Origin of the sequence: Nonomuraea sp. SYSU D8015 (genome assembly GCF_008065375.1) — a bacterium.
Classification (GTDB): domain Bacteria; phylum Actinomycetota; class Actinomycetes; order Streptosporangiales; family Streptosporangiaceae; genus Nonomuraea.
Map to the genome: position 1 here is coordinate 47,322 of NZ_VJYI01000003.1, position 22,512 is coordinate 69,833.

22 protein-coding genes are annotated in these 22,512 nt (G+C 72.4%); 6 read left to right on the plus strand and 16 right to left on the minus strand.

Annotated features, from left to right (window positions below; translation table 11 throughout):
- Genes ID574_RS15675 through ID574_RS15705 form a run of 7 tightly spaced genes read right to left on the minus strand, consistent with a single transcriptional unit; the run spans nucleotide 1 to nucleotide 6,633 of the window.
- Nucleotides 1-807 (minus strand): PIG-L deacetylase family protein, encoded by an 807-nt coding sequence (locus tag ID574_RS15675; protein WP_188189638.1) that lies wholly within the window; start codon nucleotides 805-807, stop codon nucleotides 1-3.
- Entirely contained in the window at nucleotides 804-1,955 is a 1,152-nt protein-coding gene (locus tag ID574_RS15680; RefSeq protein ID WP_188189639.1) for a glycosyltransferase family 4 protein, read from the minus strand. The genes ID574_RS15675 and ID574_RS15680 overlap by 4 nt, the downstream gene beginning before the upstream one ends.
- The gene (locus ID574_RS15685; RefSeq protein WP_188189640.1) at nucleotides 1,955-3,088 is read right to left on the minus strand and encodes an acyl-CoA dehydrogenase family protein; all 1,134 of its coding nucleotides are present in this window, start codon (nucleotides 3,086-3,088) and stop codon (nucleotides 1,955-1,957) included. The genes ID574_RS15680 and ID574_RS15685 overlap by 1 nt, the downstream gene beginning before the upstream one ends.
- Nucleotides 3,085-3,372, minus strand: coding sequence for an acyl carrier protein (locus ID574_RS15690; RefSeq protein WP_223166726.1), 288 nt, complete (start codon nucleotides 3,370-3,372; stop codon nucleotides 3,085-3,087). Before ID574_RS15690 ends, ID574_RS15685 begins: the two co-directional genes overlap by 4 nt.
- A gap of 5 nt (nucleotides 3,373-3,377) precedes the next feature.
- A complete protein-coding gene (locus tag ID574_RS15695; protein ID WP_188189642.1) occupies nucleotides 3,378-4,253 on the minus strand; it encodes a hypothetical protein in 876 nt (291 codons plus the stop codon).
- Nucleotides 4,250-5,677 (minus strand): condensation domain-containing protein, encoded by a 1,428-nt coding sequence (locus tag ID574_RS15700; protein WP_188189643.1) that lies wholly within the window; start codon nucleotides 5,675-5,677, stop codon nucleotides 4,250-4,252. Before ID574_RS15700 ends, ID574_RS15695 begins: the two co-directional genes overlap by 4 nt.
- Complete coding sequence (locus tag ID574_RS15705) at nucleotides 5,665-6,633, minus strand: ParB N-terminal domain-containing protein (RefSeq protein WP_223166727.1); 969 nt, start codon at nucleotides 6,631-6,633, stop codon at nucleotides 5,665-5,667. The genes ID574_RS15700 and ID574_RS15705 overlap by 13 nt, the downstream gene beginning before the upstream one ends.
- A gap of 315 nt (nucleotides 6,634-6,948) precedes the next feature.
- On the opposite strand from ID574_RS15705, the gene ID574_RS15710 reads away from it, so the two are divergent.
- From ID574_RS15710 to ID574_RS15720, 3 genes are read left to right on the plus strand one after another with little or no spacing between them, the layout of a single operon-like run.
- Complete coding sequence (locus ID574_RS15710) at nucleotides 6,949-8,490, plus strand: FAD-dependent oxidoreductase (RefSeq protein WP_188189645.1); 1,542 nt, start codon at nucleotides 6,949-6,951, stop codon at nucleotides 8,488-8,490.
- Between the two features lie 14 nt (nucleotides 8,491-8,504).
- On the plus strand, nucleotides 8,505-9,761 hold the full coding sequence (locus ID574_RS15715) for an aminotransferase class III-fold pyridoxal phosphate-dependent enzyme (protein WP_188189646.1): 1,257 nt from the start codon (nucleotides 8,505-8,507) through the stop codon (nucleotides 9,759-9,761).
- Nucleotides 9,762-9,788: 27 nt separating this feature from the next.
- Complete coding sequence (locus tag ID574_RS15720) at nucleotides 9,789-11,360, plus strand: bis-aminopropyl spermidine synthase family protein (RefSeq protein ID WP_223166728.1); 1,572 nt, start codon at nucleotides 9,789-9,791, stop codon at nucleotides 11,358-11,360.
- Nucleotides 11,361-11,378: 18 nt separating this feature from the next.
- Here the strand turns inward: ID574_RS15720 and ID574_RS15725 are convergent, their stop codons facing one another.
- The gene (locus ID574_RS15725; RefSeq protein ID WP_188189647.1) at nucleotides 11,379-12,131 is read right to left on the minus strand and encodes a class-II aminoacyl-tRNA synthetase family protein; all 753 of its coding nucleotides are present in this window, start codon (nucleotides 12,129-12,131) and stop codon (nucleotides 11,379-11,381) included.
- The gene (locus tag ID574_RS15730; protein ID WP_188189648.1) at nucleotides 12,128-12,787 is read right to left on the minus strand and encodes a class I SAM-dependent methyltransferase; all 660 of its coding nucleotides are present in this window, start codon (nucleotides 12,785-12,787) and stop codon (nucleotides 12,128-12,130) included. The genes ID574_RS15725 and ID574_RS15730 overlap by 4 nt, the downstream gene beginning before the upstream one ends.
- Nucleotides 12,788-12,932: 145 nt before the next feature.
- Here ID574_RS15730 and ID574_RS15735 point away from each other — a divergent pair, with 145 nt between their 5' ends.
- Nucleotides 12,933-14,132, plus strand: coding sequence for an aminoglycoside phosphotransferase family protein (locus ID574_RS15735; protein ID WP_188189649.1), 1,200 nt, complete (start codon nucleotides 12,933-12,935; stop codon nucleotides 14,130-14,132).
- A 44-nt stretch (nucleotides 14,133-14,176) separates the two neighbouring features.
- Here the strand turns inward: ID574_RS15735 and ID574_RS15740 are convergent, their stop codons facing one another.
- The 3 genes from ID574_RS15740 to ID574_RS15750 all read right to left on the minus strand — a co-directional run bounded on the left by ID574_RS15740 (nucleotide 14,177) and on the right by ID574_RS15750 (nucleotide 16,761).
- Nucleotides 14,177-14,887: a class I SAM-dependent DNA methyltransferase gene (locus tag ID574_RS15740; protein ID WP_188189650.1), complete on the minus strand. Its 711-nt coding sequence runs from the start codon at nucleotides 14,885-14,887 to the stop codon at nucleotides 14,177-14,179.
- A gap of 264 nt (nucleotides 14,888-15,151) precedes the next feature.
- On the minus strand, nucleotides 15,152-15,988 hold the full coding sequence (locus ID574_RS15745; protein WP_188189651.1) for a leishmanolysin-related zinc metalloendopeptidase: 837 nt from the start codon (nucleotides 15,986-15,988) through the stop codon (nucleotides 15,152-15,154).
- Between the two features lie 92 nt (nucleotides 15,989-16,080).
- Nucleotides 16,081-16,761, minus strand: coding sequence for a GAP family protein (locus tag ID574_RS15750; RefSeq protein ID WP_188189652.1), 681 nt, complete (start codon nucleotides 16,759-16,761; stop codon nucleotides 16,081-16,083).
- A gap of 83 nt (nucleotides 16,762-16,844) precedes the next feature.
- On the opposite strand from ID574_RS15750, the gene ID574_RS15755 reads away from it, so the two are divergent.
- A complete protein-coding gene (locus tag ID574_RS15755) occupies nucleotides 16,845-17,504 on the plus strand; it encodes a TetR/AcrR family transcriptional regulator (protein ID WP_188189653.1) in 660 nt (219 codons plus the stop codon).
- Here the strand turns inward: ID574_RS15755 and ID574_RS15760 are convergent, their stop codons facing one another.
- Both ID574_RS15760 and ID574_RS15765 read right to left on the minus strand, forming a co-directional pair.
- Nucleotides 17,505-17,690, minus strand: a complete 186-nt coding sequence (locus ID574_RS15760) for a hypothetical protein (protein ID WP_188189654.1) — start codon at nucleotides 17,688-17,690, stop codon at nucleotides 17,505-17,507.
- Nucleotides 17,691-18,160: 470 nt separating this feature from the next.
- Nucleotides 18,161-19,966 (minus strand): LVIVD repeat-containing protein, encoded by a 1,806-nt coding sequence (locus ID574_RS15765; RefSeq protein WP_188189655.1) that lies wholly within the window; start codon nucleotides 19,964-19,966, stop codon nucleotides 18,161-18,163.
- 199 nt (nucleotides 19,967-20,165) lie between these two features.
- On the opposite strand from ID574_RS15765, the gene ID574_RS15770 reads away from it, so the two are divergent.
- On the plus strand, nucleotides 20,166-20,801 hold the full coding sequence (locus ID574_RS15770) for a DUF305 domain-containing protein (RefSeq protein ID WP_188189656.1): 636 nt from the start codon (nucleotides 20,166-20,168) through the stop codon (nucleotides 20,799-20,801).
- A gap of 18 nt (nucleotides 20,802-20,819) precedes the next feature.
- On the opposite strand, the gene ID574_RS15775 is transcribed toward ID574_RS15770, so the two are convergent.
- Complete coding sequence (locus ID574_RS15775; RefSeq protein WP_188190252.1) at nucleotides 20,820-21,770, minus strand: LLM class F420-dependent oxidoreductase; 951 nt, start codon at nucleotides 21,768-21,770, stop codon at nucleotides 20,820-20,822.
- Nucleotides 21,771-21,772: 2 nt separating this feature from the next.
- A complete protein-coding gene (locus ID574_RS15780; protein WP_223166729.1) occupies nucleotides 21,773-22,507 on the minus strand; it encodes an ABC transporter ATP-binding protein in 735 nt (244 codons plus the stop codon).
- Between the last annotated feature and the right edge of the window lie 5 nt (nucleotides 22,508-22,512).

The following is a 22,512-nucleotide window of genomic DNA, read 5'->3' on the forward strand; positions in this document are numbered from 1 at the left end:
TCAATGATCTCCGTTCGGGCCGGGGGCGGTGTGCCAGTGACGTTCGGCGGGGGTTCCGCCGCCGGCCGCGCGGGCGTGGGCGAGCAGCACGTCAGGCCAGTCGTCGTCCCAGAGCATGGGGTGCTGCGACCGGTACGCGGCGGCGGCCTCGATCTTGCGTTCCCAGTCGCCGCCCGTCAGGGGCGAGACGGCCGCCGGGGCGTGGACGTGCTCGGGGGGTTCGAGGGCGTACGGGAGGTCCTCGTACCAGCGGGCCCGTGGCCCGCCGGCGCTCGCGCGCAGCACGGCCGCGCAGGCGCGGGCGGTCAGCACGTGGTCCAGATGGCCGCCGACCGCCGCGGGCGCGTGCACCTCGTACGGTCTCAACCGGTCGATCCAGTCGCGCAGTTCGGCGGCGACGGCCTTCTCCAGCACGAGGTCGTCCGGCCCCGGCGGCGAGAACAGGTCGTCCCCTGCGGCGCAGCGGGGCCTCCCGCCGGCTCCGCGCCGGTACAGGGCCTCCGCGAAGTCCAGGTGCGCGGGCTCGGCGTCCAGGGCCGCGCAGGCCGTGGCGTCCTCCTCGCGGCGCAGCCGCATCCCGCCGGCCGCGGTGCCCGCAGCGGCGCACCGCTCGGGATCGGCCAGCGCGGCGCGCCACCAGGTGTGGTACTGCTCGGCGTACGGCGGCAGCGGGTCGCCCGCGCACCCGGCGAACACGGTCAGCACCACCACCCGCGTCCCCCGCCGGGTCAGCGCGGCGATCGTGCCACCCCAGGACAGGACGGCGTCGTCGAGGTGCGCGGAGACGACCAGCACGGGCGCGCTCATCGGGACGCCTCCGCCAGGCGCGACCACAGCACCCGATAGCGGCTCTCCCAGGTCAGCTCGCCGGCCCGGCGCAGCGCCCGCCGTCCCAGCTCGGCCCGCAGCTCCGACCGGCGGATCAGGCGGCCCAGTTGCCTGGCCAGGTCGCCGGGCCGCCGGTAGTCGAAGTAGCGCACCGCGTCCCGCCCCACCTCCGGCACTCCCCCGCGCGCGCTCACCAGGCACGCCAGGCCGCTGGCCAGCCCCTCGGTGAGGACGAGCGGGCTGGCGTCCTCGCACAGCGAGGGCACGCACAACACGTCGGCCTCCCGGTACACCTGCCCGATGGCGGCACGGTCGACGAACGGCGAGAACTCCACCCGGTCCCCCAGCAGGCCGGCGCGGTGCTTGACCTGCCGTTCGAAGCGGTCCGGCGCCGACGAGGCGTGCAGTTCGGCGTTGCCCACGATCCGCAGCCGGAAGCGGGCGCCGGCCCGTGCCAGCTCCACGCAGGCGTTCACGAGCGCCATCGGCCCCTTCTCGGGGGCGAGCCGTCCGGTGAAGAGCACGACCGGTTCGCCCTGCGGCCGGGACGCGGGGTGGAACCTGGCCGGGTCGTGCCCGTTGTGGACGACCGCGACGGACGACGGCGGCAGGCCGGTGCCGTCCAGGAAGCGTTCGGCCACGAACCGGCTCACGCACACCACCACGTCGGCCTCGGCCACCACGCGCGCCCGTTCCGCGGCCGGGAAGGAGCGGAACATGTCGGCGTGCAGGTAGAGGCAGATGCGGGCGTGCGGGCGCAGCAGCCGCAGCTCGGGGACGGCGGCGACCGCGTTGTGCAGCACGACGGGACCGGCGAACCCGGTCGGCAGCGCCTCCAGCGCGGGCCTGACGAACGCGGCGTAGTGGGCCCGGCGCTCGCCCCGGGCGGCGGACTCGTCGTCCTCGCGCCGCGCGTGCTCGTTCAGCACCTCGCCGGGGCTGTCGTACGGCAGCAGCCGCACCCCCGCGGGGGTGTGCTCCCCGCCGCTGCCGGCGACGATCAGCGTGGTCCCGCCGTGCCGGGCGTGCTCGCGGGTGAGGTCGGCGGCGACCGTGCCGAGCGAGCCGCCGCTGGCCGGTGAGAAGACCTCGCCGGGCGGCAGCACGTGCGCCCAGGTCCGGTCCATCACCGCTCCCTGGCCACGAGGGCGAGCTGGGAGCCGATGGCCACCAGCCGCTCGTTGTTGATCATCAGGGGCGCCGACAGCAGGTCGCGCAGGAGCCGGGCCACGGAGTGAGAGCCCTCCTCCGAGTAGCCGGCCATGCCGCACACCCGCATGGCGGCCAGCCCGACGTCCACGGCGTTCTGCGAGACGGCCAGCTTGAGCGAGTTGACCCGCAGCGTGAACGCGACGGTCGGCTCGGCGGCCCCGGTCAGGACGTCCTGCGTCTCCGCCGCCGCCGCGCCGAGCTGCGCCTCCAGGCCCGCCAGCCGCCAGCGCATCTCGGCCAGGCTCCCGCTCGGCGGCCCGCCGGCGTCCCCGCGGGCCCTGGTGTGGCTCACGGCCCGGTCGGCGGCCTCGGCGGCCAGCCCGTACCACACGCCCGACCACAGCACGTGAGACAGCGGGGTCATCACCCGGGCGACCAGGTCGCCGAACGGCGCCGGCAAGATCCGCCAGTGCTCGAACCCGGCCCGGATCCTCAGCGCGGGGCTGCACGTGCCGCGCATGCCGAGGGGGTTCCAGCCGCCCAGCACCTCCAGGTGGGCGTCGGCGGTGTCGACGAGCACGGCGACCTGGTCGGCGGGCGGTGAGCCGGGTCCCCGGCGGGCGCTGACGAGCAGGGCGTCGGCCTCGACGCCGTACGAGACGGTGGTGGCCCGCTTGTCCAGGCGCGCGGCGGCGCCCTCGCGCTCGACCGCGCAGGCGCTGGTGCGCAGTGCGCCGCCGATGCCGGCCTCGCTGGTGGCCGAGGCGACGAGGAGCTGGTCGTGTACCACGCGGGTCACGGCCTCCGCCAGCTCGCCCCCGGCGTTCGCGGCGAGCAGGCAGGCGATCTGCACCTGGTGCATCGCCCAGATCATCGCGGTGGCTCCGCAGCCGCGCGCCAGGGCCGTGGCCATGCGGGCCAGCGTGGGCACGTCCGCGCCGAGCCCGCCGCGCTCCGCGGGGGCGGCGGCGGCGAGCAGGCCGTGCGCACGCAGGGCGTCCACCGCCTCCTTGGGGAAGCGCGCGTCCCTGTCGACCTCGGCCGCGTGCCGGGCCAGCACACCTCTGGCCAGCTCCGCGCAGATCCCGGTCGCGTCCTGCGGCCTCACGGGCGGTCTTCTTCGGTCAGGCTCATGACCGCATCGGTGATCATCGACAGCGACCGGAACGTCTCCCGGGTGAGCCGTTCGTCGGGGAACTCGATGCCGAACTCGTCCTCGACGGCGACCATGACGCCGACCATGGCCAGCGACTCCATGCCGAGCTCCCACAGGTCCGCGTCGGCGTCCACGGACTCCACGACGCCGGGCAGCACCGCCTTCCTGACCAGCAGGTCGCGCACCCGGCGCTCGACGGAGATTCGCTCGTTGCCGTGTACGGCTCTGGCAGGCACCGTTGTCATCCTCTCGATCCGATCCGCACAGCGGTCGCGAAGGAAACCCCGGCCGGGTGGCCGGCGTCCAGGCCGACGGGCCCCATCTCCCCCGAGATGCGGGCGAGGACGGCCCCGGTGGAGCGCAGCACGTCCCACTCGATGGGGTCGAGCAGCCTCCAGCGGAGCATCGCCCCCACGATCAGCGGGTCGTGCGGCACCCACACGCCGTCGCTCTCGATCTCCACCCAGTAGTGCAGGACGGAGAACGGCGGCGAGAGGATCACGCCCTGGGCCAGCCGGATGGACAGGCCGCGGCGGCGCCCCTCCCGGACCAGGAAGAGCGAGCCGCCCGTGCAGTCCGCGATGCCGGTCCGCTCGACGAACCCCGGGTCCAGGCCGACCCTCATGGGCAGGCGGACGAAGCTGGTCCGGCCGAACTCCTCGAGCAGTTCGGCGGCCGCGGGCCGCGGCGGGGGCCAGGAGGTGGGCAGTTCGAAGCGGGCGACGGCCGGGCCGCCGGCGCAGGGCACCCATCCGGTGGGCAGCAGAACCTGGAAGTCGCAGTCGTGACCCGGCTGGTGCGCGCACTCCGGAACGTACTCGACCTCGGCATGCACGACGGTCCCCGCGGGTGCCCGCAGGCCCTTCGCCCAGCCGGCCGGGCCGAACGTCCACAGGGACCGCACGCCCAGGTCGAGCGAGACGTTGAGCAGGTCGAAATGGTCGAAGCCGGCGCCATCGCCCAATCCGGCGGCGAGCATCGCGCGCAGCACGTCCCGCGGCAGGCCGTAGTCCCGTTCGGCCGAGCTCCACGGCACCTCGAAATCCCTGACCTCGTCCGGGACCAGCGACAGCCGGCGCAGGGTGTCGTCAGGGACGAGCGTGGCCTGGGTGCTCATCGCGCGTCTCCCGCCGTCGACGGCCGCGCCCGGGCGAGGCCGAGCAGCGCGCCGACCTCGTCCGGGCGGACGTCGCCGAAGGCCGACTCGACCAGCAGCCGCTCGATGCCGAACAGCACCTCGCGCACGGCTCCCGCGTCCAGGTGACGGGCGTCGGCGTGCAGGGTCAGCCGCAGCATCTCCGCGGTGTCCTCGGCGTAGAGGGCGAACTTCTCCTGCTCCACGGCGGGCTCCGGCCGGAACACGCTGTCCTTCAGCGCGGCCCGCACCTCCACCTCGCCGGTCGGGCCGGTCAGCCGGCGGTCCGGGCGGGTCTCCTCGCGCATGTCGTTGAACACGCACGACAGGTCGAGCCGCACGCCGCGCCGCTCCTCCGCCGCCCGGATGATCCGGCGCAGCTCCCGCTTGTCGTACAGGCCGTGGCGGTAGGCGCGGAGGGAGGCCGTCCAGGCGCGCCTGACGACGTCGCCGAAGTCGCTCCCACCCAGGTCGAGCGAGACGAGCGTGCCCTGGATCATGCAGGCGACCGCGCGCCGCTCGGTCTCCTGGGTGCGGTTGGCGCAGATGAGCCGCATGGCGCAGGCCGGCATCCCGGTGTACGCGCCGAGCACCAGCGCCGTGGCCGCGAGCAGCACCGCCGTCCCGCTGACGTCATGCCGCAGGGCCTGGAGGTTCAGGGCGAGGTCGGCGGCCCTGGAGTAGAGCACCGCCGCGTGGTAGGCAGGCGGTCCCGGCTCGACGGGCGTGGGGAACATCGTGTGCGGCACCGTGTCCAGCTTGGCCCGCCAGTGGTCCAGCGCGGCGGCCAGCCGGCGCTCACCCTCGGGAGAGCTCTCGTAGCGGGCCTGTTCGAGGGGCTGCCGGGCGGCGGGCGGCGGCGGCCGGTCCAGCCCCTTGGCCCGCGCCTCGACCATCGCGGCCAGGTCGGCGACGAGGTTGCTCATCCCCGTGCCGTCCGCGGCCGTGTGCGCCACGCTCAGCAGGACGGCCAGGGGCTCACCGGCGGCGTGGAAGACGGTGGGCCGCAACGGCAGCTCGGCGGACAGGTCCCACGGCAACCGCTCGACCACTCGCCGCCGCTCGGCGAGCGCCTCCCACATCCCGGCTCCGCCGGGCCCGAGGTCGGCGAGGTCCACGGGCAGCCGGCCCGAGCCGGTCACCGTCTGCGTCAGCTCGCCGTCCGGGCCGGCGGTCAGGAAGGTGCGCAGCGACTCGTGCCGGCACATCAGCGCGCCGAGCTCGTCCAGCACGTCCTCGACGGTGAGCCCGGAGGGCACCTCGACCTCGCCTGAGGGGTTGAAGAACGCCTCGCGCGGGTCCTTGTCGGTGATGTCGAGCCACATGGACACCTGCCCGCGGGTGGCGGGCCCCGATCCGGTGCTCTGGCCGGTGAACGGCGCCGATCGGCGCGTCAGCCGTTCCACTGCCGCTCCTCTGCCTGGTCCCGCAGCCGTTCCCTGACGTCGTGGGCGAAGTCGATCCAGATCTCGGCGCACTGCAGCGCCATGTCGGCGACGATGGGGGCCAGGTGCGAGGGCACCGCGTCCAGCAGGTCCGGCCGCATGTCCTTGGCCATCACGTGGCTGTGCATCCAACGCAGCAGGTGCCTGCCCGCCTCCGACAGTCGCAGCGACGGGTCGCGCTGGAGCGACTGCAGCCGCAGGAGCGCGTCGGTCCGCTGGTCGTCGCGGCGGCGCTCGGGGCCCCTCCTGGCGGCGGACTCGGGGGGCGGCGCGGGCGCGGGGTCGCCGGCGGGCCGCTGGGGGATCGTGCGGGGCGCCATGGGGTCCTCACCGCGCCGGATCCGCTGGCGTACGGCGTGGGCGGTGCCGACCGACACGGCGGCGTCCTGGGCGATCTTGCGCAGGGAGGCGTCCGGGTTGGCGGCGATCACGCGGGCCGCGCGCAGCCGCCCCTCCTCGGCGTTCAGCGGGCGGCGGCGGCCGTCCTTGCCGACGCGGCCGTTCAACTGTGGAGAATCCGCGGTTGAACACCGGCGGAGATTGCTGATCGTCTTCGCTGACAGGCCCGCGACCTCGGCGATCGCCCGGTCGGACATGCTCGGGTGGGACTCGATGATGCGCAGGGCGGCCACGCGCCGGTCCTGGAGCGACAGCGGCAGCCCGTGCGTGGTGTTGGCCCGCACGGCGGCCAGGAAGGCGGCCTCGTCGCTGCCCTCGAAGAACCGCACGTCGATCATCTGGCGGCCGTTGAGTATCGCGGCGCCCAGGCGGTGCATCCCGTCGATCACCCGCATGGTCTCGCGGTGGACCAGGATCGGGGGAAGCTCGGCGTCGACCTCGGCCAGCCGGCGGACGTGGTCGTCGTCCATTCCCAGGACGCGCGGCGAGTCTCCCCTTTTCAGAAGCTTGATGTGCACCGCGAAAACGCGGCGCGGCTCTTCACTTTCACGGTCCAGCTGAACTCCCACATTACCCCCGGTGTGTGAGACGGCCACCGGTGCGAACCTGCGCCCCTGTGGACGTCGGCCCGCAAGTGCCATATAAGAGCACACAAGATCCGTTCAGTCCATAACCCGCGCAATGGTCAGGCTGTGCTCAATCTTTCAATTAGATGCTTTGTGTCATGTGTTCGTGACAACTCGTAATGGTTGGCTGTTGACGTGAGCGCCGGGTTCGTTGTTAACCTGCGGCTATTGCGAGAAATGGGACAGTCGGGGGTGCGGGTGAATGCGGTGCGACACAGCTCGGCCGTTTTCCGGTCGGCCGACGTGTGCGTCGTCGGCAGCGGCCCCGGCGGAGCCGTGACGGCCCACCTCCTGGCCCGCAGCGGCCTGCGGGTGCTGCTGCTGGAAGAGGGCGAGCGGATCGGCGCGGGCGCGACGCTCGAAACTCTCGAACCCGGCTGGGAGCCCGCGCTCGTCCGGTCAGGACACCGCCGGCCCACCCTCACCGGACGGCCGTGGTCGGCGCGGGGCCTGGGCGGCGGGATGGGGTTGTTCGCCGGCATCGGCTTCCGGCTCAGACACGTCGACTTCGACGCCCGCGCCCACGTCGCCGACGACGCCCTCGACCCCCGCTGGCCCATCGCCTACGCCGACCTGCGCGAGCACTACGACGAGGTCGAGCGCCTGATGGGCATGGCCAGGACCAGGGGCGCCGACCCGCTCGAACCCGACGGCGCCGCTCCCCCGCTGCCGCCCCACGCCTACAGCCCGCACGGCCGCCTGCTCGCCGGCGCCGGACGCCGCCTGGGCCTGCGCCCCTTCCCGACGCCCCTGCTCATCAACTCCGCCCCCTACCGCGACCGGCCCGCCTGCCACCGCTGCGGCCCGTGCAACGAGCACGCCTGCCCTTCCGGCGCGAAGGCGGACCTCGTCTCCACGCTGCTGGACCCGGCCGTCGAGGACGGCTCGCTCGTGGTCGCCACCGGCGGCAGGGCGCTGCGGGTGCACGCCGCCGCCTGCGACAGGGCGGGCGCGATCGAATGGCTCGACCAGCGCGCCAACGTGCGGCGTACGACGCGGGCCCGGTGCGTGGTGCTGGCCGCGAACGCCGTGCAGTCCTCGGCCCTGCTCCTGCGCTCGCCTTCGCGCTGGTCGCCCACGGGGCTCGGCAACCGCCACGACGTCGTGGGCCGCGGCCTGTGCTTCAAGGTCAGCGGCTACGCGTCCGGCACGGTCGCCGCGCCCGCGCGGGCCGTCCACGGCTGCGGCGGGCCGTTCTCGACCGTGTCCTTCTCCGACCACTACCTCGACGACTCCTGCCCCAAGGGATTGGGCGGCATCCTGTACGAGGCCAGCCCCGCGGAACGCGCCCCGCGCGACGGGAAAATGCCGCTGCGCGTGCACTATCTGGCCGCCGACCAGCCGATGTGGCGAAACAGGGTCCGCCTTTCCAACAAGAGAAACGGACTCGGCGCACGACAACTGCTGATGGAGTACGAAACGCACCCATTAGATGCGGCACGGCTCCATTACCTTGCCGAACAAGCCACAAAACTGCTCGTTTCCGCTGGAGCAACCGATATCAGGCTCGAAGCGTCCGGATACGAACGTGGCAGCCGCCATCTGCACGGCGGATGCCGGGCCGGAGACGATCCGCGCACCTCCGTGGTGGACGCCGGCGGCCGGATCCACGACCAGGAAAACGTCTATGTGGTGGACGGCGGATTCTTCCCCTATCCCGGGGGTGTGAACCCGACGCTGACCATTCTGGCGAACGCGTCCAGAATCGCCCGGCGGATCGCCCGGGACCTCGCAACGGCTTCGATCTGACTCGAGGGAGACCCATGGCCCGCACAGCCGCCAGGCCCACGACCCCGCTCGCCGGACCGGACGGGCAGGCGAGCGCGCTGGCGCTGCCCGCCTCGGGGCCGGCGTTCGAGCGGGCGTCCGGGGCGCAGGTGTGGGACACGCAGGGCCGCTGCCACGTGGACCTGTCGTCCTGCTCCGGCGCCGCCCCGCTCGGCGCCGGCTACCGGCCCGTGGTGGCGGCGGCGATCGCGGAGCTGGAGCGCGGCGGCGTGCTGCCGGAGGCGACCTCGCCGCTGCGCGAGGAGGTGGCCCGCCGCGTCGTCGAGATCTTCCCGTGCGCGCAGTCGGTCGAGTTCTTCCGCACGGGGTCGTGCGCCACGACGGCCGCCGTCCGCCTGGCCCGGCTGCACACCGGCGCCCGCACGGTGCTCACCTCCGGCTACCACGGCTGGCACGACTGGCAGCTGCAGTACCGCCCCGAGATGGCGCTGCCCGAGCGCGATCCCGACACCGCGGACTTCGGCTACGACCTGGACGTGCTCGACCGGCTGATCCGGCGGCGCGGCGACCTGGCCGCGGTGATCGTGACGCCTGAGGTGAACGTCTTCCCGCCCGCGTTCGCCCGCGAGGTCGAGCGCGTCACCCGCGCCCACGGCGGCCTGCTGATCGTGGACGAGGTCATGACCGGTTTCCGCTACGCCTGGGGCGGCTACCACGCCGCCGCCGGGGTGCACCCCGACCTGATCACGCTGAGCAAGGGCCTGGCCAACGGCTTCGCGCTCTCGGCCGTCGCCGGCGACGCCGAGGTCATGGCGGCGGCGCGCCGCACGCATCTCGGCAACACCTACCAGCGGGAGACGACGCCGTTCGCGGCGGCGCTGGCGACGCTGGACGCCAGCGCCGGCGGGGCCGCGATCGCGGCGATGCGCGCGGCGGGCGAGCGGCTCATGCACGGACTGGACCGCCTGTTCGAGCAGGCGTCGGTGGCGGCGTGGGCGCGGTCCTGGCCGACCATGTTCGACGTCGTCTTCGCCGATCCGGAGCAGGGGCGGCGCTTCTTCGCGGCGTTGCGGGAGAGCGGCTACCCGATGGCGTACGGCCAGCGCTTCATGCCGTCGGCGGCGCTGACGGACGACGACATCTCCGGCTTCCTGGACACGGCCGCCCGCGTCCTGCCGGACGGGGGCCCGCGCCCACGGGGGGAGGGCACGGAGGCCGCGGTCCGGTACGCCGCCGACCACTTCGCGGCCACGCGTGAGACGGTCGAGCGCTGGTGGCCCGCCCCCGCATGATCACGAAGATCCACTAAGGTTTCCGCTGTGGAACCGGAGCAGAATGTAGGCGACCTGGCGGCGGCCACCGGACTCGACCCCAGGCGCGCCGCCGAAGTCCTGTCCGTGCTGGCCGACGGCTCGTGGTGGCGGCTGCCCGACCTGGTGCGCCGGACGGCCACGTCGAGGCGCTCGGTCGAGGCCCTGCTCCGCGAGCTCGATCCGGAGCGCTCGGGCGACCGCTTCCGCCTGTCGCCCCAGCGGGTGCGCGGGCTGCTCGGGGGCGATCACCGCCCCGTCAGACCGGCGGGACCGGTCGACCACCTCCTGGCCGGCCACGCCGGCGTCGTGGAGCGGATGGCGAAGCTGATCGCGGGCGCGCCGCGCGCCCAGCAGGCGCTGGACCACGTCTCCGCCACGCCGGAGACCGTGGTGCGGCGGGCGCTGCTGGTCGGCGCCCGCCTCTGGCCGCACGGGGCGCGCATGCTGTGCGTCGGCGACCACGACCTGACGTCGCTGGCCATCGCCTCCCTCCACCCCGACGCCGAGATCGCGGTGACCGACGTCGACGAGCGCATCCTGGCCTACATCGACCGCTGTGCGGCCGACCTCGGCCTGTCGGTGCGCACACGGTGGACGGACCTGCGGCTCGGGCTGCCGCCTTCCCTGCACGGCTATGCCGACGTGGCCGTGACCGACCCGCCCTACACCCCGGAGGGCGTCGGCCTGTTCGTCGCCCGGTGCGTGGAGGGGCTGCGCGACCCGGAGCAGGGGCGCGTGATGCTGGCGTACGGGGCCAGCGAGCGGACGCCGATGCTCGCCCTGAAGGTGCAGAACTCCCTGCACGAGCTCAATCTTGCCTATGAGGCGATGTATCCCGACCTCAACCGCTATTTCGGGGCGGAGGCCATCGGCTCGGCCGCCGACCTGTACATCCTGCGGCCCACGACGAAGACCAAGCCGGCCGTGGCGGCCCGGGTGGAGCGGTTCGCCGCCGCCATCTACACCCATGGGCCGCAGTCGGTGGAGAGCAAGGCCGGCTCCGGCGACGAGCGGCTGCTCGCGCGGGCCGCCGATTTCGACCCCGGCCTGCTGGTGGGCGACTGGCCCGCCGGGTTCGCGCCGCGTACGCCGCGGGTGCGTCTCGGCACCTGGCTCGCCAAGCCGTACGCCGCCTCGCCGGAGCGGGTGGCCGTCGCCGTGCCCGCCGGGCTGGAGGCGGCGCTGCCCCGGCTGCTGCTCGCCGCCCGCGCCGATCACGTCCGGGCCTTCACGGCCGAACCGCTGGGCGAGATGACGGAGCTCGCCGCATCGCTGGAGCCGCTCTACGACGTCACGGTGCGGGGGGCGGTCGTCGACGCCGTACGCCGTCCGCCCGGCGGCGACCCGGCCGGCCTGCTGCTGCGCAGACTCCTCGACCGGGCGCACGGCAAGCTGGTCAACACCTGGCGGGAGGCGCTGATCGCGGCGGCCACCGGCGGGCTGACCAAACGCGAGGCCCGTGACATCGTCCTGCGGGCCGCGCCCTGGGCCGACGGGGTCACCGCTCTGGAGCTGCCCCTGCACCGGCTCGCCGAGCTGGGCGAGGCCGTCCGCGCGACGCTGCGCGAGGCGGCCTGACCGGTCCCGGAGGGTGTCTCAGAGGGTGGGCCAGCGGTCCATGTCCGGGCCGTGCGCGTGCCGCAGGGCCAGCAGGAGCCGTTCCAGGCCGAAGCCGACGCAGGCGGTGTGCGCGGGTGTCCCGTCGTCGGCCGTGATGCCGAACACCGCCCCGAAGTGCTCCTTGTGGTAGTTCACCGACACGACGGCCTGGCGGGTGCCGTCGGCGACGTCGACGGCGAGTTCCCACTTCAGCTCGTCGGCCAGCTGCGCGTCGGCGAGCAGTTTGCCCGGCCGTCCCCAGAACGGGTCGTTCGCCGGGCGCGCCTCGCACGGCACGCCGAGCGTCCCCAACCAGCGGGTCAGCCGGTCGAGCCGGTCGTCACGCCAGGTCAGGCACTGCTCGGCGGTGCCGAGCCGGACCGCCTCGAACATGCGGAAGGACCTGAGGCGGCCGGGCTCCGAGGTGGCCTCCTGCCGGTAGCAGGCGGCGAGCACGCTCAGTTCCTCCGGCCCGTCCAAGACGCGCCCCTCGTAGAGCGGATAGACGTGGTAGCAGGCCGCGGGCGTCAGCACCAGGTCCGTGGTGGCGCCGCCCTGGCTGACCTCGGCGAGCAGGTGGGGGAACGACGTGGCGTACCCCGCCCGCTTCGCCACCGCGGCGTCGAGGACGGGCGGCGCCCGCAGGTGACGCGCGTTCCCCTCCCCCGCGCACAGCCGCCGCAGGGCGCGGACCGCGGCCGCGATCAGGTCCTCGGCCGCTCCGTCGCTGAGCAGCGTGCCGGGGGTCATGCCGCGGCCCGCGCGGTGGCGCAGACGACGACGGGGAACTCGCCGTCCTCCGTGTCGTCGTCCAGCGGGCCGGTCTCCTCGGCGGCCAGGCCGTAGAGGAAGGCGGTGGCGCTGCGCAGCCCGCCGTACCCTCGGCTGTGGACGTGCTCGGGGCCGAACACCCCGGCCAGGAGGTCGCGCAGCCCCGCCGGGGTGAACCGCCACCGGTCGGCCATGAGGGCGTCGTCGACGGGGTCGGTCCTGCTGATCCCCGGCACGGTCACCAGCAGGCTGCCGCCTGGTGCCAGGCTGCGCCGCACGTTGGCCAGCGCGGCGCGCGGATCCCGTACGTACTGGAGGGTCTGGACGAGCAGGACGCAGCGGTAGCGCGCGGCCGGCAGGGACCCGGGCTCGGACAGGTCTGCGATCAGCGTCGCGTCCTCGTTGCCCGGGTCGATGTCCACGACGTCGGTCTGCGCCGCTTCGCCCGCGAACCGGCGCGCGTAGACGTCCTCGCCGACCTCCAGCAGCGGCGGCCGGATCAGCCCCGCGTTGGCCGTGAGGAACGCCTCGATGTGACCGCGGTCGATGGGCGTGCCCCGGTCGTAGCCGAAGCAGTCGCTGTACGGCTCGGCCCGCGACAGAACGCCCCATGACGACGGCCGGAGGTCACCCATCCGCGCTCCCCTCGGTCATGATCCAGCAGGCGCGGGGAGCAGCATCGCATTTCCGCCCGACGTCGGGCAAGGACGACGTGAACGCTCGCCAGGAGGGCACGGATATTCCGTGGCGGACATCACGGGGAGCGATCACACTGAGCGAATGGACAGGACGGTCAGCGCATGGGTCACATCGGGTGAGGATCAGCTCGGTGTCATCGGCCCCTTCGGGGTGGATGTGCCGTGGTGGGCCGATGTGGAGCCGGTCGTGGCGCACCTGCGCCAAGCGCTCGGCGTGGACGTGCTGGTGCTGCGCCTGTTGGGCGTGGACGGCGGCGAAGGCGGACGCGGTGGCCATGTGACCTATCACGTCGAAGCGCTGGAGCGGCCCGCGCCGGCGCGGCTGACGGCTCCGCTGCCGGCCGATCAGGCGGTGCTGGTCAGGCCCGAGCGGCTGCGGGCGCCGTGGGCGCGGATCGACGGGCTGCGGGAGCTGTTGAGCTGGGCGGCGGACGCGCTCAGGGCGGCCGGGCGGCCGCTGACCGGGCCGATCCGGCAGCGCAGGACCTGGAATCTGGCCGGGCTGTTCCTCCTGCCCACCGCTCGAGGCCCTGTATGGCTGAAGGCCACGCCGCACTTCGCCACCGACGAGGCCGCCGTCATCGGCGCGTTCGCGGCTCTGGACCCGGGCCTGGTTCCCGCGGTCGTGGCGTCGGGACCGCGGCGGATCCTGCTGGAGCACCTTCCCGGCGAGGACTGCTGGGACGCCCCCGTCGAAATCGTCGAAAGCGCTGTGACGCGACTGGTCGCGGCGCAGGCCCGTCTGGCGGGCGCGATCCCGCCCGGGTTACCGGACCGGCGCGGGCCCGTCGTCGCCGACCGGGTCCGCGACCTGCTCGCCGGCGACGTGGGCCGCGAGCTGACCGCCGAGGAGCTGGCGGGAGCGTACGAGCTGGTCGAGCGGTGGCCCATGCTGGCCGAGTGCGGCCTGCCCGACACGATCGTGCACGGCGACTTCCATCCGGGAAACTGGCGCAGCGACGGCGGCCCGCCTGCCGTGGTGGACTTCGCCGACGCGCACTTCGGCGACCCGGTGCTGGACGGGATACGGGCCCGCGACTGGCTTCCCCCCGCCAGACGACCCGCCGCCACCGAGGCCTGGATCGAGGCCTGGACCGCCCACGTGCCCGGCTGCGCCCCGGCCCGAGCACTCGCGATCGCCGAACCGCTGTCCCACCTGGCCTACGCCGTCCGCTACCAGGAGTTCCTGGACGGCATCGAACCGTCGGAGCGGATCTACCACCTCGGCGACCCGGCCGCCGAGATCCGCGCCGCCCTGCGTTCCGTCGTGATCATGGACTGATGATCTGGTCGACGGCCACGACTGGGGCGCCGGCACCCGTGCACCTAGGTTTTGCGCGCGAGGACGAGCCGGCCCCGCGGGCTGCCGTCTTCGCGCCGGCCCAGGGCCGTCAAGGGGACTGTCGTCACGGTGAACCCGGCGGCTGTCAGGTCGGTGCGGACCGCGTGCAGCGGGGAGGTGCCGTAGTACATGACGAAGGGAGGACGCCACACGGCGTTCCGCACCTGCATGGCCAGGTCGAATCCGAGCAGCGCCCAGTACCGGCCCGACGTGACGGGCGGGGGCGCGCCGATCGGGAAGGCGAAGAGCCCGCCGGGCCGCAAGGCGCGGTACACCCCGGTGAAGAGCCCGGGCCGTTCGGCTGGCAGGAAGTGTCCCAGCGCACCGAAGCTGACGGCGAGGTCGAAGGCCTCGGCGAAGGGCAGGGCTCGGACGTCGGCCTGCACCCACTCGGCGCCGGGGTGTGTCCGGCGTGCCTGCGCGAGCATGCCGGCGCTGAAGTCGACGCCCGTGATCCGTCCCTGGCACAGGGGTTCGAGGATCCGCATGCCCGCGCCGGTGCCGCAGCACACGTCCAGTCCGTGCCCGAACGGGCCGAGCGGACGCAGAGCGTCGGCGGTGGCGTCGAGAACGCTGTCGGGGGTGCGGAAAGGCGTGTGGTCGAACTTCGGGGCCAGCAGGTCGTAGCCGCGCTCGACCGAGGACAGTGCCTGGACCACCAGTTCACGCAGCGACGGGCCTTGAGGCGAGAACATCAGCCAAGGGTACTTCCCAGACGCCGGGCGGGCGGTCGGCTCCCCGATCCCATCTCACCACGAGCAGCCCGCCTACGGCGATCGGCACCCGGTGCGGCACCGTGAGGAGCATTTCCGACACGTATGGGGCCCGGCTCCCGCACCGCGGCCCCGGCGACCACGACGAGTTCTGCTCCGACGTCGCGATCCGGCCGCTGTGGGGACGGCCGCGTCCAGCTCGTCATCGGGGCGCCGGGTGAGCGCGAGGACGGCTCGGGCCGTCGCCTAGCTCGGCGGCTCGATGTCGCAGTGGAGTACGAGTTCGCCGGGCTGCTCGCGGTTCTGGGCAAGCAGCAGGGGTGTGGGCAGCACGTACGGCTCTGCCGCCGCCATGTCCACCTCGTAGCCGAGGTCGGCGAGCGCGGCGGCGGTGAGCCTGCTCAGCGGGCGGACCGTCGCGTTGCCGATCCTGCTGGTCATCAACTCCTCGCCGAAGACCGACTCCCGCCAGTGGCTGCCGACGCTGCCCGAGCCGCCGACGTTCTCGACCGGGACCGGGTGGGCTTCGAGCGAGCCTAGGAGCGCGCCGTACTCCCGGCCGGCCCGCTGTCCGATGAACAGCGGCTCGGCGGTGCCTTCGCCGACGAGCAGCCCGAGCCTGCGCCAGACCGTCTTGCCGATGCCGAGGACGTGGCCCATCTCGTGCGCGATGACGTCGTGGAGCCTGCCGTCGGCCTCCATCTTGTCGAGGTCCCCGGTGTCGAAGCTCATCCGGCCGACGAGCGGCAGCCCGTTCGGCCGGAACCGGAGCGGCAGGGCCTGGCCGAGGATGGTGCCCGGCCCGTCGATCTTGGCGCCCTCCGCGACGATGACGATGTCGTCGATCAGTTCGCCGGGGGTGACGCCGTCCGGGAGCCCGGGGCCCGGACTGACCTCCGCCTCAGGCTGGTCGCCGACGATCACCCTGGTCCACCGGCGTGCCGCGGCCTTGAACGCGGCCTGCTGGGTCACGCTCAGCCCGTCGAGGAAGCGCACCTCGATGGTGTACGGGCTCTCCTCCCTGCCCAGCGCCTTGACCCTGTCAGGGCTTGCGCTCGCACGGAACACCTCGAAATCTGACATCTGCACCATCTCCTGGAAGAGGTCTCTTCCGAGATGGTCCGCCGATCGGCCGGAAAGCGCCTGAGTACCCCCTACCTAGTTCAGTGGATGCACTAGCCCCATGGAGTGACGACGGTTACTTCCGTGAACAGTGTGTCCGCTGCCTCCAGCAGGATCAGGCATCCCGCTATCCAGACGATCCAGCTCAGTAATGCGCGGGATCCGGAGGAGATCTTGTTCTGCCACCGCTCGAACCGTTCACGCAGCCGTTCGCCCAGGGCGGCCCATGCGACGAAGAGCAGGATGCCTGGAATCACCATGATGATCACGTACGCGCCGAGGAGCGGCGACCATTGGACGGCGGGCAGGCCGGCGGAGGTCATGATGCCGATCGCGCCGAAGTACGGCACGGCCGTGGAGAACTCGAACAGCCAGGTCGCCAGCCCCAGCAGCAGCATCGAGCGCATGGTGAAGGACCGGGCCCGGAGGGGCGCACGTTGGGCGTTCTTGCCGGGGATGAAGTAGCTCCCCACGATGAGCGCCGCGCCGACGACGGCCTGTCCCCAGGCCCAGGGGGTGTCGTCGACATGCGGCACGACCGCGCCGAGGCCGAGCATGAGCAGGACGCCCAAGGCGAAGTACGCGATCGCGACCGATCCGAGGTACACGCCGAGCAGCGCACCGACGCGGTGTGGCCTGGACAGCAGCAGATAGAGGGTTGTCCCGATCACGGCGGGGCTCAGCGTGTCGAGCAGGGCCAGTCCGAGCACCGCCCCGATTGTCCCGATCGACAAACCTGTCTCCTTCCGGGAGCCGAGGAGCCGCAACTAACACGCCTGTGTTACTTAAACTAGCACATGCGTGTTAGTATGTGAACGTGCCACGACTCGTCGATCACGACCAGCGACGGGCCGAGCTCGGCGAGGCCGCCATCCGGGTGATCCTGCGCGAAGGCCTTGCCGGCGTGACCGTCCGCGGAGTCGCCGCCGAGGCCGGCTGGTCCACCGGGTCCCTGCGGCACTACTTCAGAAATCAGCACGAATTGCAGGCCTACGTCGTCCAGGCCACCACCGACACCCTCCGTCGACGGGTCCTCCCCCGCGCCCAGCGGCCCCGCACCCAAGGGTCGGTGGTCGAGCAGATCGCCTCGATCGTGGAGGAGATGCTGCCGCTGGACGACGAGCGGCGCGAGGAATACGCGCTCTGGTCAGCGGTCGTGGAATGGGAGCGTCAGCACCCTCCGGAAGGAGGCTCTGTGGCGTGGAACGACCAACGGGCGCTGCACCGCCAGTGCATCGCCGCCCTGCGCGGATACGAGCCGGTCCGCGAGCCGAGCCAGGCCATGCTCCCGCACCCTGATGCCCAGGTCGAGCTCTGGGCGGCGCTCCTGCACACGTTCGTCGACGGACTCGCCTCCCAGATCATGAACACACCCGGCCAAGTGTCCGCCGGCACCGCCGCACAACTGCTGCGTTCACTGCTGGAGGCCGTACCTCGCGGGCCACTGGACGACGAGAGCGGCCGGGACCGGCCGTGATCACAGACCTGGATCGTCAGCCCAGTTCAGCGCGCCTTTGCGCCGATAGTAGTCGGAGACCCGCTGCTCGGGCTTCCCCACCGCCCATCGAGCGATCGGCGCCGCGTCGACGACGCGACCGTCACGGACGACGATCGCGAATGTCTGACTCTGCGGCACCGACGAGGCCCGGCGCGCCGAGATCACCGCCTCCCCGCTGCGGGCCTCGCGGGAGGAGCCGGCCGGGTCGCGCCCTGGCCGAGCGCCGAGACGGGGGATCACACCGGTCGGAGCGTCCAGTTCTGATCGCCGTTGGAGGGGTCGCACGGGCTGCCGAAGACCTCGTTCCGCAGGCCGGCGTGCAGGCACGTCTCCTGGACGGGTTCTGCCACTTCACCGGACGGCCCTTCCACTTGATCACGATCTGGTCGCCTCCCCATTCCCGCCTCACCGTGACGAAGGCGATGCGGTGGTTCTTGAGGTCGATGCCGCAGCGCTCCATCCGCACCAGGCCCGGGTCCTTGTTCGGCCTGCCGACGGGGAGTACTTCGCGCCGCTGTCGGCCGGGGCCGGGCCCCATGTCAGGCACATGGTCGTGCCGACGTTCCTGAATGTACGTCTTGGGCGCCACGAGGGGCGCCCCTGGCGGGGGCGCCCCTCGTGGCGTCGTACTGCCGCTAGTCCAGATCTCTGGCCAGGTCCTTGAGCGCCTTGGCCAGGGCGGCCTGGGCCGGGTCAGAGGTCTTGAGCAGCTTGGCGGCGGTGCGCAGCTCGATCGCGGCGACCTTCTTGAGCCCCCGGCCGGCCATGCGCTCGGCCGAGTCGATGAGCTTGTCCACCGCGATGGAGATGCCCTTCTTCATCGTGCCGGCCCGCTCAGCCTGCACCTGGTACGCCCGGACCACCTCGAAGCTGGGCTGGTGGATCACCTGCGGCTGGTGCTGGGCGTTGAACACGTCGTACTTGACCTTGGCCGCGGCGGCGATCTCCGCCTTGGCCAGGTCCTTGGTCGGGGTCAGCTCGAAGACGTCCAGACCGCGAGCGATCTCCGAACCGTAGACGTTGCCGTTGTAGTAGTACGCGGACCAGATGCCGCCGGTGAACAGCTGGGTGGCGCTGATCGGGCCGCGGTCGAAGAACGCGATCTCCTTCGGCTTGGTCGAGTCGGTGAAGTCGAACACCGAGACGCCGCCCTGGTACCAGCCCTGGACCATGATGTCCCGCCCCGGCACCGGGATCAGCGACCCGTTGTGCGCGACGCAGTTCTCCGTGGTGGTCTGCACCGCGGGCATCTTGTAGTAGCTGCGGAACTCCATCTTGCCGTTCACGATGTCGAAGATGGCGTTCGCGCCCCACGACAGCTCGTCGCTCTCCCGGCAGCGCGCGCCGGTGCCGCCGCCCCACTCGTCGGTGAAGACGACCTTCTTCCCGTCGTTGCTCAGCGTCGCCGAGTGCCAGTACGCGAAGTTGGGGTCGCTGACCTCGTCCAGCCGCACCGGGTTGGCCGGGTCGCTGGTGTCGAGCAGGATGCCGTTGCCGGCGCAGGCGCCGGCGGCCAGGTTGAGCGCCGGGAAAGAGGTGATGTCGTGGCAGGCGCTGGTGACCGGCTGCGGTGACCAGGGGCCGCCGGACGGGTGCGTCGGCGCGGGCGGGGTGTTCTGCAGGCCGTTGATCGCCCCGGTCGCCGGGTCGGTGAACACCCGGGGCTGGCTGACGATCGCCGCGTTCTGCGGGGCGGCGAGCGGAACCTTGATGACCTCGATCCGCCACAGGGCGGTGTTCACGTCGGTCGCCGGCGCGTTCACGCAACCGGCCAGTTCCTGGCCGCTGCGCACCCCCGCGGTGCCGGAGACGTAGACGTAGACGTTGTCCCGGTCGTTCTTGCTGGTCACCACGCTGTGCGTGTGCGAGCCGCGGCAGGTCTGCACCGCGGCCACCTGGACCGGCTGGGAGATGTCGCTGATGTCGAAGATCCGTACGCCGCGGAAGCGCTCGGGGTTCACGGGGCCGGGGGCGCCCTGGGTGCCGCAGTCGAGCCGGCCGCGGTTCTCCTCGACCGACATGAACAGCAGGTTGCCGTACACCGACATGTCGCCCTGGCCGCCCGGGCAGACCACGGAGGTCTTCAGGACCGGTTGGGACGGCGTGGAGACGTCATAGATGTTGAAACCGTGGAAATTTCCGACGAACGCGTATTTGCCGCCGAATGCGAGGTCAGAGTTGGCGAGTGCTAGATTGCCCGGGTTGTCAGCCTGATAGAAGCCCTCCGGCCTATTCTGGTGGCCGACGAGCTGGATCCCGCTGGCCGCCTGCTGGGCGTCGAGCCATCCGGCCCCCAGGCCCACCCGCGGGTCGACCTGGGACGGAGCCGGCTCGGCCAACACCGCCGCGCTGGGCAGCATTCCGGCTAAGATCACCCCCGCGGCGATCACAGCCAGGCCGCGTAACCCGGCGCGACGTCGTGCTCTCCTGCTCTCCTGCATGGGTCGCACCCCTCCTTTTCTGGTGTTCGGCGTGACCCCACGCGCCGTGCCGCAGCCCGGAAGGACCGGATGTCCGGCCGGACCGCCGGTGTTCGGCACGACGGTTATGCGGACACTAAAGTAATTTGGTGAGCGGTGCTATATCTCGTCCGATTTTCCGGATATGACCGATATCTGCCATTTGAAGCGAGCGTCCGTCATGATCTCGTTACGCCTCCTCGTCCCCCCGCTCCTGATCGTGACCGCCCTGGTCACCGGGTGCACGGCCGACAAGCCCTCGGTGACCGTCGTGCAGCCGGGAAAGCCAGGCGAGAGCGGCCAGGCGGTGCCGCTGGACGAGATCCAGCAGCCCGACACCGGGTACACCGACGCGGACGTACGGTTCATGCAGGGGATGATCCGCCACCACGCCCAGGCGCTGGAGATGACCGGCCTGGTCGCCGGGCGTACCGAGAGCACGAGCCTGCCGCGTTTCGCCAAGCGCATCGAGATCTCCCAGCGGGACGAGATGGACCTGATGGTGCGCTGGCTGCGCGACCGCCTGGAACAGGTGCCCAACGTGGACTCCGGGCACGGCCACGGCGGCGGCCGGCTGATGCCGGGCATGCTCACCGAGGCCCAGCTCGCCGAGCTTCGGGGGGCCAAGGGCGAGCAGTTCGACCGGCTCTTCTACCGGTACATGATCCAGCATCACACCGGCGCGCTGCAGATGGTGGAGCGGCTGTACGCCGAGAAGGGCGGCCTGGAGCCGGAGATCAACCAGTTCGCCACCCACGTCGACTCCGACCAGCGCATTGAGATCGCCCGCATGCAGCAGCTCCTCACCGACCTCTGAACCCACGCCCGGCAGTCGTCAACGCCCGCCGTCCAGTTGCGGCAGCACCTTGGCCGCGATCAATTCAAGGTGATCGAGGTCGGCGAAGTCGAGCAGGCGAAGATGCACCCGGGTGGCGCCGATCGCGGCGAACTCGCCGATCCGGTCGACGAGCTGGGCGGGTGAGCCGATCACCGGATCCTCCGGGGGCAGCGCGCTCGGCACGTGCAGCGGGGCCGCCCGGCGCCGGGCCTCGGCGTCGTCGCGCCCGATCGCGACGACGACGCCGACGGACAGCACCAGCGGAGCACGGCCGTCCCGAGTCCGGCCGATCCGCTCCTGCGCCTCGGCGACCCGCCCGAACGCCTCCGCGGTCTCCGGCACGTTCCTGAACGGCAGGTTGAACTCGTCGGCGTAGCGGGCGGCGAGCCGCGGGGTGCGCTTCGGTCCGCGGCCGCCGATGATGATCGGCGGCCGGGGCCGCTGCACCGGCCTGGGCAGGGCAGGGGCGTCGACCAGCCGGTAATGCTTCCCCTGGTGGCTGAACCGGGCGCCGGGCGGCGTGGCCCACAGCCCCGTGACGATGGCGAGCTGCTCCTCCAGCCGGTCGAAGCGCTCACCGAGCGGGGGGAACGGGATGCCGTAGGCGGTGTGCTCCCGCTCGTACCAGCCCGTGCCGAGGCCCAGCTCCACCCGGCCCCCGCTCATCTGGTCCACCTGCGCGACGGACACCGCGAGGGGCCCGGGCAGCCGGAAGGTCGCCGAGGAGACCAGCGTGCCCAGCCGGATCCGGGAGGTCTCCCTGGCCAGGCCGGCCAGCGTCACCCAGGCGTCCGTGGGGCCGGGCAGGCCGCCCTCGAGCTCCATGGACCGGTAGTGGTCGGCGCGGAGGAAGCCCTCGAACCCGCCGTCCTCGGCCAGCCGCGCCATCCGCAGCTGATCGTCGTAGGTGGCGCCGCGATGCGGTTCGGTGAAGACGCACACGCGCATGCTCACTGTCCTCTCTCCCGGGTCACCGCCGACGTGCCCCACCCCATCAGCAGCTCGTGCAGATCGGCGCTGCATCGTGCGACCTCTTCGAAATGGGCGTTGCGCCCCAGGGTCCGCGGACGCGGGATGCGGATGTCGACCACCTCCCGGATCCGTCCCGGACGCGGCGTGAGAACCACCACCCGGTCGGCCAGGAGCACCGCCTCGTCGATGGAGTGGGTGACGAAGACGATGGTCGACGCGTTCTCCATGTGCACGCGCTGCAACTCCACCGACAGTTCCTCACGGGTGATCGCGTCGAGCGCGGAGAACGGCTCGTCCATCAACATCACCCGGGGGTTGCCGATGAGCGACCGGCAGAGGGAGACCCGCTGCTGCATGCCGCCGGACAGCTCGTGCGGCAGGCGCTTCTCGAAGCCGGCCAGTCCGGTCATCTCCAGAAGTCGCATGGCGCGCTCACGATGCGCCGCCCGCCGCCAGCCGAAGATCTCCACCGGGAGCAGCACATTGTCGATGACCGACCGCCAGGGCAGCAGCGCGGGCCGCTGGAAGAGCATCGCGATGTCGCGCCGCGCCTTGGTGACCCGCTCGCCGGCGACCGTGATCTCACCTGCGGTCGGCGGCAATAAACCGGCGATAAGCCTCAGAAGTGTAGATTTACCGCATCCTGATCGGCCGACCAGGGCGACGAACTCGCCCTCGGCCACGGTCAGGTCGATGCCGCGCAGTGCCTCCACGACTC